At 70.2% G+C, this 11,545-nt stretch carries 11 protein-coding genes; 5 read left to right on the top strand and 6 right to left on the bottom strand.

The window, feature by feature from the left end; all coding sequences use genetic code 11:
- Positions 1-150: 150 nt before the first annotated feature.
- A complete protein-coding gene (locus A5702_RS08990) occupies positions 151-1,179 on the top strand; it encodes an Rv2578c family radical SAM protein (RefSeq protein WP_068219954.1) in 1,029 nt (342 codons plus the stop codon).
- A 1-nt stretch (position 1,180) separates the two neighbouring features.
- Here the strand turns inward: A5702_RS08990 and A5702_RS08985 are convergent, their stop codons facing one another.
- Together A5702_RS08985 and A5702_RS08980 are read right to left on the bottom strand one after the other, a co-directional pair.
- On the bottom strand, positions 1,181-2,752 hold the full coding sequence (locus tag A5702_RS08985) for a metallophosphoesterase family protein (protein ID WP_068219949.1): 1,572 nt from the start codon (positions 2,750-2,752) through the stop codon (positions 1,181-1,183).
- Between the two features lie 35 nt (positions 2,753-2,787).
- Positions 2,788-3,633, bottom strand: coding sequence for a patatin-like phospholipase family protein (locus tag A5702_RS08980; protein ID WP_055400928.1), 846 nt, complete (start codon positions 3,631-3,633; stop codon positions 2,788-2,790).
- A gap of 78 nt (positions 3,634-3,711) precedes the next feature.
- Between A5702_RS08980 and A5702_RS08975 the strand changes: the two genes are divergently transcribed.
- Entirely contained in the window at positions 3,712-4,155 is a 444-nt protein-coding gene (locus tag A5702_RS08975) for a hypothetical protein (protein ID WP_068219946.1), read from the top strand.
- 12 nt (positions 4,156-4,167) lie between these two features.
- Here A5702_RS08975 and A5702_RS08970 read toward each other — a convergent pair whose 3' ends face one another.
- The 4 genes from A5702_RS08970 to A5702_RS08955 form a co-directional block, all read right to left on the bottom strand.
- Positions 4,168-5,772 (bottom strand): MFS transporter, encoded by a 1,605-nt coding sequence (locus A5702_RS08970; RefSeq protein ID WP_082955995.1) that lies wholly within the window; start codon positions 5,770-5,772, stop codon positions 4,168-4,170.
- A 113-nt stretch (positions 5,773-5,885) separates the two neighbouring features.
- The gene (locus A5702_RS08965; protein ID WP_055400932.1) at positions 5,886-6,758 is read right to left on the bottom strand and encodes a neutral zinc metallopeptidase; all 873 of its coding nucleotides are present in this window, start codon (positions 6,756-6,758) and stop codon (positions 5,886-5,888) included.
- Between the two features lie 9 nt (positions 6,759-6,767).
- Complete coding sequence (locus tag A5702_RS08960) at positions 6,768-7,295, bottom strand: SRPBCC family protein (RefSeq protein WP_068219943.1); 528 nt, start codon at positions 7,293-7,295, stop codon at positions 6,768-6,770.
- 9 nt (positions 7,296-7,304) lie between these two features.
- Positions 7,305-8,204 (bottom strand): oxidoreductase, encoded by a 900-nt coding sequence (locus A5702_RS08955; RefSeq protein ID WP_197506521.1) that lies wholly within the window; start codon positions 8,202-8,204, stop codon positions 7,305-7,307.
- Positions 8,205-8,260: 56 nt separating this feature from the next.
- On the opposite strand from A5702_RS08955, the gene aspS reads away from it, so the two are divergent.
- Genes aspS through A5702_RS08940 form a run of 3 tightly spaced genes read left to right on the top strand, consistent with a single transcriptional unit; the run spans position 8,261 to position 11,542 of the window.
- Entirely contained in the window at positions 8,261-10,051 is a 1,791-nt protein-coding gene (gene aspS / locus A5702_RS08950) for an aspartate--tRNA ligase (RefSeq protein ID WP_156669535.1), read from the top strand.
- Complete coding sequence (locus tag A5702_RS08945) at positions 10,048-10,479, top strand: nitroreductase family deazaflavin-dependent oxidoreductase (protein WP_068219940.1); 432 nt, start codon at positions 10,048-10,050, stop codon at positions 10,477-10,479. The genes aspS and A5702_RS08945 overlap by 4 nt, the downstream gene beginning before the upstream one ends.
- Positions 10,480-10,483: 4 nt before the next feature.
- Complete coding sequence (locus tag A5702_RS08940; protein WP_055400938.1) at positions 10,484-11,542, top strand: aromatic acid exporter family protein; 1,059 nt, start codon at positions 10,484-10,486, stop codon at positions 11,540-11,542.
- Positions 11,543-11,545: the final 3 nt, after the last annotated feature.

Raw genomic sequence — 11,545 nt, 5'->3', positions numbered from 1 at the left:
GGTCAGGCATGCCGGAACGAGCGCTCACCGCCGCCCAGCGCGTATTTCGCGATCAGCGGCGCGGCCCGCCCCCGCCGCCGATCGTGGTGCCCGGCCACATCTGACGCGCGGCGTCCTTGACATTCAATCGAACTATTGTTCGAATAGGTCATGCGTTGGGCGGACCAGGCTGTCGCCGTCAACGGGGAGCCCGTCGAGGACGGAGCGTTGCCGGGGTTGCAGCGGATCGGCCTGGTCCGCAGCGTGCGCGCGCCACACTTCGACGGCATCACCTTTCACGAGGTGCTGTGCAAGTCCGCGCTCAACAGGGTGCCGGATGCTTCGGCGCTGCCCTTCCGCTACACCGTCAACGGCTACCGCGGCTGCTCGCACGCGTGCCGCTATTGCTTCGCCCGGCCCACCCACGAATACCTGGATTTCAACTGCGGCAACGACTTTGACAGCCAGGTAATCGTCAAGACCAACGTCGTCGAGGTATTGCGCCGCGAGCTGCGCCGGCCGTCGTGGCGGCGCGAAACCGTCGCGCTGGGCACCAACACCGACCCATACCAGCGCGCCGAGGGCCGCTACGCGCTGATGCCGGGCATCATCGGCGCCCTGGCCGAATCCGGCACCCCGCTGTCGATCCTCACCAAGGGCACGCTGCTGCGCCGGGACCTGCCGTTGATTGCCGATGCGGCGCAACACGTTCCGCTATCGGTCGCCGTGTCGCTGGCGGTCGGTGACGCGGACCTGCATCGCGACGTCGAACCCGGCACGCCCACGCCCCAGGCGCGGCTTGGCCTGATCGCCGCGGTCCGCGAGGCCGGGCTGGACTGCCACGTGATGGTGGCGCCGGTGCTGCCGTACCTGACCGACTCGAAAGAGCACCTCGATCGGCTGCTCGGCCAGATCGCGGCGGCCGGTGCCACCGGTGTCACGGTCTTCGGCCTGCACCTGCGCGGTTCGACCCGCGGCTGGTTCATGTCCTGGCTGGGCCGTTCGCATCCCGAGCTGGTGTCCAGCTACCGCGAGCTGTACCGGCGCGGGGCGTACCTGCCGGCCGGCTACCGCGAATTGCTGCGGGGGCGGGCCGCGCCGCTGATCGCGAAATACGCGCTGGGCGGCGGTGAGCGCTCGTTCCGGCAACCCGCACCGGCGCCCGTGGAGCCGGAACCCGTTCAGGCGACGCTGTTTTGAGCTACCCGCGCGGCTTGGTCAGCGTGAACTGGTCCACCGCGGTCACCGCGCCGAACGGTCCGCTCACCGCGTAGTGCGTCGCCTTGATCGAGGTGTTGCCGCCCGGCTGGCCGGGGTCGACGTCGAACGCGACAAAGCCGTAGGGGTTGTCCCGATCCCGGACGGCGGACCACGGCGCGTCCTCCACGACGTAGGTCGGCGCCTTGTGCCCGAGCCCGGGATCGAAAGCGCCGACGGCGGTCAACACGCGGCAGCGCGGCTCGGGAAACAGCAAGCCGTTCGTGGGCATGGACGTGCCACCGCCGCCGATCACGACGTGCACCGTCCCCTTGGTGGAGTCGATGACGTCGTCGCGGGTGTCCACCGGCATCGGCGTGCGGGTGTCGGTCTGCAGCGTGCCGCGCACCGGGTGCGAACGCTCGTAGTGGTGTTCGTGCCCGCACAGCACCAGGTCGACCCGGTACTGATCGAACAGGGGGAGCCATTCCTCGCGGATGCCCAGGTCGGCGCCGTTGGCGGGCGCGTCGGCGGTGGAGATCGCCGTCTGGTGCATGCACACGACCACCCAGTCGATGTTCCGATCGCGTCGCGCGGCGGCGAGTTCGGCTGCCAGCCAACGCCTTTGCTCTCCTCCTGAGTAGCCGTGCACGTAGAAATTGCCGGCGTCCTGAAACGCCACGTCGTCGTTGTTCAGGCTGATCACCCGCACCGAACCGGCGGTGAACGAGTACCACAGCCCGCGGGTCTCGGGGCTCGATCCCGAGTCCGGCACCGCGAAGTAGGTCTGATAGGCGCCGAAGCCGATTGGCCCGTTGCCCCATTCGTTCTCGTGATTGCCCGCCGCCGGCATCCACGGCCGGTAGCGCGCCGATCGGGTGTTGTTGTCGAACCAGGCCGACCAGGTGCGGATCCGGTCTTGCGCGAGGTTGGCGTAGCACAGGTCGCCGTTGACCAGATTGAACAACGGTGCCATGCGCTCGATCGCCAGGGTGGTGTCGGCGGCGGCCGGTGACCCGATGTTGTCGGTGCCGTACCGGCCGTCGGGCAATCTCGCCAGCGTCGGCGTGGACTGATCGCCGAAGCTGGTGAAGCGGAACGGCTTTCGGCCCAGCGGGGCGGTTCGGATGGTGCCCATCTGCGGCTCGGCGCCGTCGTGGACCGCGGCGTACACGTAGTCGGTGTCCGGGGTCAGGTTCGTCAGGCGCGCGTGGTTCACTCGGACTTCGGTGTTCGACCTGGCGTCGCGGTAGGTGCGGGTTTCGGCGGCCACGGTGCGCCCGAGGCCCGACGTCGGCGTGCCGAGCAGCACGCGCGGGTTGCCGACGGCGTCGACGGTGTGCCAGGACACCACCGCCTCGGTGCCGGCATTGCGGCCGAATTGCAGGTGCAGCCCGCTCACCGGCGGCGCGCCGACGCGGCCGGGCTGATACCAGAGGCCGGGCGCGGCTGGGTGGGACCACAGCAGGGCGGCCCCGCCGCCCACGCCCGCGCCGAGGGCTGCCGAGACCGCGCCGGTCGCCAACAACCGCCGGCGGCTGACGCCGGCGGCGGGCTGTTCGGAGTCGTCGGCCACCCCTGCTTCATACCGGAGCGGCGTGAACTCCGCCGCTAGTGGCGGTGCGACTCGAGCAGCGCGGCCTGGCCGGTGGAGGGGCGGCGGCCCGCCAGCCACTCTCGGGTGGCCGCGTGCGAACGCTCGATAAGCGTTGCGCCGTGCGAGAAGTCGGCCCCGGAGATGGCGACGGGGCACAGCGGCCGGATGACTCGCAGGTCCACCGTCGGCTCGAACCGCTCGATATCGCCGGCCAGGCGATGGTTCAGGGCGAGGGTCATGGCGTGCAACGCCATGTTGACCGCCGTCTTCGGCGATTCGGGCAGGGCGCACGAGTAGCCGGTCGGCAGCACCCAGACCCGGTCGGCGCCCAGCGCGACGGCGTGCGACACCGGCGTGTTGTTCACGACACCGCCGTCCATCATGTCGCGCCCGCCGACCCGCACCGGCGGGAAGACGCCGGGAATGGCGGCGCTGGCCGCGATCGCGTCGACCGCGTTACCCGACGACAGCAGGACATCGTCGCCCGAGATCACGTCGGTGGCCACCACGTGCAGCGGGATCGGCGCGTCCTCGAGCCGGGCGAACTCCAACTTCTCGGCCAGCAGCCGGCGCAACCCGACGTTGGGCACCAGGTGCGAGCGCCGGCCCAGCATGCCCATCGCGCCCGCGATCGGGTGGGTCGGGAAGATGTCTTTTCGCGTCAGCGACCTCCACAGGTCGGCCAGCCCGAGAATCCCCTGCCGGTCGGGCCGTGAGGCGATCCAGCCGCCGTTCACCGCGCCCACCGACGTCCCGACGATCAGGTCGGGCCGTTCCCCCTCGTCGGCCAGGGCGAGCAGCATCCCGACGTGGATCGCGCCGAGGCTGGCCCCGCCGGACAACACGAAGGCCGTGGGCACAGATGCATAGTAGAGACCTTTTCGCACGCATAGCCTTCTCACGCGTAGCCCCGTAACGAATTGGGTAGCGTTTTCGATATGACGAACGTGCGAATAGTGACTACCGGGGTCGCGGTGGCGACGTTTGCGGCGGCCGCGGCGGTGGCCGTCACGCCCGCGACCTCCTCTGCGGATCCCGTCGGCCACCAGGTCACCTACACCATCACCGCCACCGGCAACCTCACCGGAAACGTCCGCTACATGAACACCGATCCGCCCAGCCAGGCGGCCTTCGACGCGAACTCGTCGCAGTTTCTGAACAGCGTGCAGACGGCGTTCGCCGCGGGCCAGCCGCTGGTGTACAACACAACCCTGGCCGACCCGAATCATTGGGCGTTCGTGAACGCGAGCGGCGGGTGTCACTGGCCGGACTGCGACTCGTCGAACACGCCGCAGATCCAGTGCCAGATCGCCGTCGACGGCCAGGTCGTGGTGACGCAGAGCGCCACCACCGGGGTCACCTGCTCGACGCGGCCCTGGTAGAGGCCGCACGGTTCATCGATGCACCCGTAGCGCGAGGAAGTACTCGTGCCGCCGGGCGCGGTCGACGGTGTAACCCACCGCCTTCGTCACGCCGTCGTGGTCGGACTCCAGCCAGCGCTCGGTGTGCTGGCGTTCGAATTCGGTCCACGACGGCACGGTGAACCTCTCGAGGACCGTGTCGGGCTGCTCCAGGCTGTGATAGAGCCCCCAGCTGTGGCCCCCGGTCCGCAGCCGCGAGCGCCGCACCGCGCTCATCGCCCCGACGAACTCCTCGAGGGTGTCGGTCGCGACGCGATAGCGCACGGTCACCAGCACGGGCCCGTCGTTGGGGCACGGCTCGAACACGACCATGGGCATCGGCCAGGCCCGCGAGATGTCGCGGCTCAGCTTCCCGGTCTCCGGCCGCAACCCGAACGGGACGACGCTGAGCGCGGCGACGCCCAGCAACACCGCCGCCAGGGTCAGCGCCACGCCGAGCCCCTCGCGCGTGGCGATCACGCCCCAGAGATACGAGCCGATCGCCTGGGATCCCGTGAAGACCAGCAGATACATTGCCAGCCCGCGGGCCCGCACCCAGCGCGGCAGGTGTAGCTGCGCCGCGGCGTTCAACGTCGTCAGCGTGATCAGCCAGGTCATCCCCGACAACACCAGGAACGGCGCGGCCGCGGCGAACGGCAGGAAAACGACCGCGAGCGTCGCGCCGCCGTACCCGGCCGCGCACGCCGCCAGGAGCGTGTTGGGCGGCAGCTTCTGGCGCAACGACGCGGGAACCGCGACGGCGAGCACCGCGCCAACACCGATGGCGCCCAGCGCCACGCCGTAGCCGCCGGCCCCCAGGTGCCAGGTGTCGGCGGCCGTCACCGGCAGCAGCGCCAGCAGGGCGGAGGCGGGGAAGACGAAAACGGCTGCGCGCAGCAGGATTCGGCGGAAGATCGGGCCGTTGATCACGTAGCCCAATCCGGTCAGGATCGCCTGGCCCAGGTGCTCCCGTTCGATGGGTGCGATCTGCTGGGGCCGCCGCCATCCCATCAAGGCGATGATGATGCCGACGAACGAGATCGCGTTGATCGCGAAGACCGCCGCCGGTCCCGTCACCGCCAGGACGATGCCGCCGATCGCGGGTCCGACCACGCGGGCGACGTTGACCGAGACGCTGGCCAACGTCGCGGCGGCGGTGATCTGCTCGCGCGGGACGACCTCGGGCTGGATCGCCTGCCAGGCCGGGGCCGTGATCGCGGAGGCGACGCCGATGGCCAGGGTGAACAGCAGCAGCGCCGTCGGGGTGAGCCGGCCGAAGTAGGTCAGCCCCGCCAGCGCCAGCGCCACCAGCACGGCGTAGGTCTGCAAAACGATCAGCAACCGCCGCTGATCGAACACGTCGGCCAGCGCGCCCGCGAACAACGCCAACACGAGCGTCGGCCCGAGGCTGGCGGTCTGGACCAGCGCCACGACGGTGGCGCTGCTGTGGCCTTCGACCAAGACCCATTGCGCCGCCACGCTTTGCATCCAGGTGCCGACGTTGGACACGAACTGCGCGACGAACAGGGCGCGGAAAACCGGATTCCGCAACGGCGTCCAGACCGATACGTCCCCGCTGTCGGTGCGCTCCTGCGTCATGTCCGACATACGAGCCTTTCGCGTCGTGCGGCGGGGTAGAAGTCTAGGGCACCCGCCCGGCGCACGCATGACGGAGCGCCGTCAGGCGCCGAAGTGATGGAAAAGCCCTGCGGCTAGCCCAAACTGGGTGCGGCGAAGGTGTCGCACTGCTTGGGGTCGCCGGTCTGGTAGCCGACGGTGAACCAATGCTGCCGCTGCTCCGACGAGCCGTGCGTCCAGGACTCGGGATTGACCCGGCCGGTCGACTCCTTCTGGATGCGGTCGTCGCCCACCGATGACGCGGCCGACAGGGCGTCGGAGATGTCCTGGTCGCTCAGGGGCTGTAGGTAGGGCACGCCAGTGCTCTCCTGCTTGACGGTGGAGGCGTAGTGCGCCCAGATCCCGGCGTAGCAGTCCGCCTGCAACTCCGTGCGCACGCCATTGCCGCCGGCGCCCTTCGCCCCCTGCTGGGCACGGCCCAGGACGCCCTGCAATTGCTGCACGTGGTGCCCGTATTCGTGGGCGACCACGTACTCCTGCGCGAAAGGCCCACCGCTGGAACCGAATTTGTCGACCAGCTCCTGGAAGAAGTCGGTGTCGAAGTACGCGGTCTGGTCCACCGGGCAGTAGAACGGCCCGACCGCGGTGGTGGCCGGTCCGCAGCCGGTGTCGACGGAACCGGTGAACAGCCGCACATGCGGCCGGGTGTAGCCCTGCATCAGCTGTTTCCACACCGCGTCCACGGAGTTGCCGGTGGCCACGACCCGGCACTGCACGTACTTGTTGGCGTCGGCCCCGGTCTTGCACTGGCTCAGGTCGAAGCCGGGCGCCGAGTAGCCGCCGGTGTTCTGCTGGGTGTTGAGCACGCGGCCCGGATCGACGCCCAACAACAGCGCCCCGACCAGGATGAGCAGGCCGAGGCCGCCGCCCCCCAGGGCCATCCCCATGCCGCCGCCGGACGAGGAAGCGGTGCTGGTGTCGATCTGCATTCCCTCGTTGAAGGACATGGAGCGCTCCTAACCTTGCTGGGTCGCGGGGTAGCGGGCGTCGGTGTAGCTGCGCAGGTTGCGCAGGAATCGGCGGAGCCCCAGGTTCAGCAGCGGCCCCACCACGAACATCGCCAGGCGGGCCGGGCCCGCGGGCTTCTGCGCCATGGTCCACGTCAACCGGCAGCCCCCCGGGACGGCCTCGACCCGATAGTCCTCCGCGAACGCGGCCACCGACCGGGTCGAGCATTCGTTGAACCGAAAAGCCATGCGCGTGAACGGCTCCCAGGCGATGTACTCTCCCCCGCAAGCGGGAGGTGCCCCCACATCACCGACAATGCCGCCGCGCATCTCGACGACGCGGGTGGTGCCCACCCCGCGCGGCTCGGGGCTGGTCCAGGTCACCTTGGTGATCACGCTCGCCCAGCGCGGCCAGGACTCCGCGTCGGCGAGCACCTCGAACAGCTGCTCGGGCGTGATGGCGAGGTCGACGCTGTTGCGGTACACGAATGGCGCGCTGTCGATGAAGCCCAGGTCGACGCGCTCGCAGGGATGCATGGAATCAATCTAACCGGGGCCGTCGCTCGCCGCGGCCAGCAGCGGCACCACGACGTCGCTGATCGGCGTCGCCAGGTTGTGCGCCCGGCCCTTGCGGATGATCACCCCGTTGCGGATGTCCCATTCCATCGCGCGGCGGTTCTCCCGGTCGGTCAGGATCGAGGTGCTCATGTCCTCGGGAACGTGCCGGAACATCTCGGCCAGCTCGTCGACGATGCCGTCGGGCAGCCGGGCGCCCTCGGCCCGCGCGACGGCCAGGCATTCGGCGACGTAGCGCCGCGACAGTTCGGCGACGTCGTCGCGGCGGAACATCCCGGACCGCCGGCCGGACAACGCCATGAACCCGGCCAGCGCGTTGGTCAGCAGCTTGCGCCAGGCCGCGGTGATGAAGTCGGGGTCGCAGTCCACCCGGCACCCCGCGCCGCGCAGCAGCTCGGCGACCTCCTGGGCGGACGGCCCACTCGGCAGCACCAGGGCGGCCTCGGTGCGCAGCCGCACCCACCCCGCGGGCTGGGTTTCGGCGGAGTACCAGACGATGCCCGGGACCACGGGCGACGACGGGCAGTGCGGTTGCACCTGCTCGACCTGCTCGACCCCGTTCTGCAGCACGGTGACGATCGTGTGCTCGTCACAGAGCCGGGCCAGCCACCCGGCCGCCGCGTCGTTCTGGGTGGCCTTGACCGCGAGCACCATGACGTCGACCGGGCCGGTAACCGAGCCGGGGTCGGTGTGCACGGGGCCGGGCACCACGATCGGATCCGCGCCGTCGGGCCGCAATTCGATGCCCTCCCGCGGGGTGTGCCCGCAGACCACCAACCGGTGTCCGGCCTTGTGCAGCAGCGCGGCGACCGTCGTGCCGACGGCGCCGGGGCCGACTAGTGCGATCCTGGCTGGGGGGTTGGTGGCAATAGGACCGAAACTACCTGCTCTAGACTGGTCACTCGTCCAAAGCCTGCTGAAAGGGAGTGTTTGTGCTGCGCAGCCACGCCGCCGGTTCGCTGAGAAGCAGCGACGCCGGGCAGCAGGTGACCTTAGCGGGCTGGGTGGCTCGCCGCCGCGACCACGGCGGCGTCATCTTCATCGACCTGCGGGACGCCTCGGGCATCGCCCAGGTGGTGTTCCGCGCCGAAGACGTGCTGGCCCAGGCGCACCGGCTGCGCGCCGAGTTCTGCGTCGCGGTGACCGGCGTCGTCGAGATCCGCCCGGAGGGCAACGCCAACCCCGAGATCGCCACCGGCGAGATCGAGGTCAACGCCGCGTCGCTGACCGTGCTCGGCGAGAGCGCGCCGCTGCCGTTCCAGCTCGACGAGCCCGCCGGCGAGGAGCTGCGGCTGAAGTACCGCTACCTGGACCTGCGCCGCGACGGCCCGGCCGCGGCAATTCGCTTGCGCTCCAACGTGAATGCCGCCGCCCGCGCGGTGTTGGCGGCCCACGACTTCGTCGAGATCGAGACACCGACGATCACCCGCTCGACGCCGGAGGGCGCGCGCGACTTCCTGGTGCCGGCCCGGCTGCACCCCGGCTCGTTCTACGCCCTGCCGCAAAGCCCGCAGCTGTTCAAGCAGCTGCTGATGGTGGCCGGCATGGAGCGCTATTACCAGATCGCCCGCTGCTACCGCGACGAGGATTTCCGCGCCGACCGCCAGCCCGAGTTCACCCAGCTCGACATGGAGATGAGCTTCGTCGACGCCGAGGACATCATCGCGATCTCCGAGGAGATTCTGTCCGCGCTGTGGGCGCTGATCGGCTACGGGATCCCGACGCCCATCCCGCGGATCAGCTACGCGGACGCGATGCGCCGCTTCGGCTCCGACAAGCCGGACATGCGGTTCGGGCTGGAGCTCGTCGAGTGCACGGAGTTCTTCAAAGACACCACGTTTCGGGTGTTCCAGGCGCCCTACGTCGGTGCGGTGGTCATGCCGGGGGGCGCCTCGCAACCGCGGCGCACGCTGGACGGCTGGCAGGAGTGGGCCAAACAGCGCGGGCACCGCGGGCTGGCCTATGTGCTGATCGGGGACGAGTCTTCCGGAGGCACGCTGGGCGGCCCGGTGGCCAAGAACCTGAGCGACGCCGAACGGGACGGCCTGGCCGCGCACGTCGGGGCCAAGCCGGGGGACTGCGTGTTCTTCTCGGCCGGACCGCCGAAGTCCTCGCGCGCGCTGCTGGGGGCCGCCCGGAACGAGATCGCCGACCGGCTCGGCCTCATCGATCCCGAGGCGTGGGCGTTCGTCTGGGTCGTCGACCCGCCGCTGTTCGAGCCCGCCGACGAGGCGACCGCCGCCGGTGACGTGGCCGTCGGCTCCGGGGCGTGGACCGCGGTGCATCACGCGTTCACCTCGCCGAAGCCCGAGTACGAAGGCGTGGTCGACACCGATCCCGGCAACGTGCTGGCCGACGCCTACGACATCGTCTGCAACGGCAACGAGATCGGCGGCGGCTCGATCCGTATCCACCGCCGCGACATCCAGGAGCGGGTGTTCGCCGTGATGGGCCTGGACCACGCCGAGGCCGAGGAGAAGTTCGGATTCCTGTTGGAGGCGTTCACCTTTGGCGCGCCGCCACACGGCGGAATCGCCTTCGGCTGGGACCGGATCAACGCGCTGCTGTCCCGGGTGGACTCGATCCGCGACGTGATCGCCTTCCCGAAGACCGGCGGCGGCGTCGACCCGCTCACCGACGCGCCTGCGCCGATCACCGCGCAACAGCGCAAGGAGTCCGGAATAGACGCCAAACCGGAGAAGGTTGACCAGGCATGACTGAAATGCCGGACACCCAGACCATCAACGCGTTCAACCAGGCCATCATCGACGAGTTCCACGCCAACGGCGGCAAGGTCGGTGGCCAGTTCGAGGGCGCCAACCTGCTGTTGCTCACCACCACCGGCGCCAAGTCGGGCGCACAGCGGGTGTCACCGCTGGCGTACTTCGACATCGACGGCAAGCTGATCATCATCGGCTCCTTCGCCGGCGCCCCCGTCAGCCCGGCGTGGGTGCACAACCTGCGGGCCAACCCGGCGGCGCGCGTCGAGATCGGGACCGACGAATTCGCCGTCACCGCACGCGAATTGCCGTCCGACGAGCGCGACGCGCTCTTCGACAAGATCACCGCGGCCGCGCCCGGCTTCGCCGAATACCAGTCCAAGACCAGCCGGGTCATTCCGTTGTTCGAGTTGCAGCGCACCTAGGTTCGTGACCACCTCGCGGCCATCGGTTGTTCTCGCCGCCGCGCGTGCGGGCAACAAGCGGCTGCGGCAGGTGTGGTTCAACCTGGTGCAGACCGCGGTGGCCGCCGGGCTGTCCTGGTACATCGCGCACGACGTCCTGGCGCACCCGCAGCCGTTCTTCGCGCCGATCGCCGCCGCCGTGTCGTTGTCGACCAGCAACGTGCTGCGCGCGCAACGCGCCATCCAGATGATGGTCGGCGTAACCCTGGGGATCGGCCTGGGCAGCCTGGTACAGGCCGCGCTCGGCCCCGGCGCCGTGTCGATCGGCGTCGCCGCGTTCGTCGCACTGTGGGCCGCGGTGTTCATCGGCCACGGCCTCATCGGGCAGGGGATGATGTTCGCCAACCAGACCGCCGTCTCGGCGATCCTGGTGCTGGCGCTCTTCCACCTCGGCCTGGGCTGGGAACGCATCTTCGACGCGTTGCTCGGTGGCGGCGTGGCCATCGTCTTCGCGGTTCTGCTCTTCCCGGCCGATCCGTTGCAGGTGCTGCGCAACGCGCGCGTCGGGGTGCTAGGAGTCTTGCACGGGGTACTGACCCGCACCGCGGACGTCGCCGCGGGTCGCCGCGTGCCGGCACACGACTGGCCGCTTGCGATGGCCGACCGCGTGCACCAGCAGCTGGGCGCGCTCATCGAGGCCCGAACCACCGCCCGCCAGGTGGTGCGCGTCGCGCCGCGGCGCTGGCGGGCGCGCGGCGCCGTGCGCGCCGCCGATGAGCAGGCGATCCACGTAGTCGAACTCGCTGGCTCGGTGCTGCAGCTGGCCCGCGTCGTCGTCCCGGTTGTAGAGGGCCACTGCGACGGATCACCCCGGCCGGTGACCGCCGTCCTGGTCCAGCTCTCGGCGGCGACGGCACTGGCCGACTCGGACCCCGCTGGGGCGGCGGCCTACACCGCCGCGGCGCGCCGCGAAGCGTCGGCGATGCAGGCCGGCGCGCACGATCGGGCGGAGGTGGTGGTGGCCGACGTCGTCAGCGCCTGCGTCGACGACCTGCAGCGGGTGATCGACCTCCGGGAGGTGTGAGGA

The sequence above is a fragment of the Mycobacterium sp. E3339 genome (genome assembly GCF_001666915.1).
In the GTDB taxonomy this organism is placed as follows: Bacteria; Actinomycetota; Actinomycetes; order Mycobacteriales; family Mycobacteriaceae; genus Mycobacterium.
This window is presented reverse-complemented; position numbering and strand designations above follow the sequence as displayed.

Coding starts and splice junctions, on each gene's coding strand:
- A5702_RS08990 (WP_068219954.1), top strand. CDS start 151: ATGCGTTGGGCGGACCAGGCTGTCGCCGTCAACGGGGAGCCCGTCGAG.
- A5702_RS08945 (WP_068219940.1), top strand. CDS start 10,048: ATGACTGAAATGCCGGACACCCAGACCATCAACGCGTTCAACCAGGCC.
- A5702_RS08960 (WP_068219943.1), bottom strand. CDS start 7,295: ATGCATCCCTGCGAGCGCGTCGACCTGGGCTTCATCGACAGCGCGCCA.
- A5702_RS08970 (WP_082955995.1), bottom strand. CDS start 5,772: ATGACGCAGGAGCGCACCGACAGCGGGGACGTATCGGTCTGGACGCCG.
- A5702_RS08975 (WP_068219946.1), top strand. CDS start 3,712: ATGACGAACGTGCGAATAGTGACTACCGGGGTCGCGGTGGCGACGTTT.
- A5702_RS08965 (WP_055400932.1), bottom strand. CDS start 6,758: ATGTCCTTCAACGAGGGAATGCAGATCGACACCAGCACCGCTTCCTCG.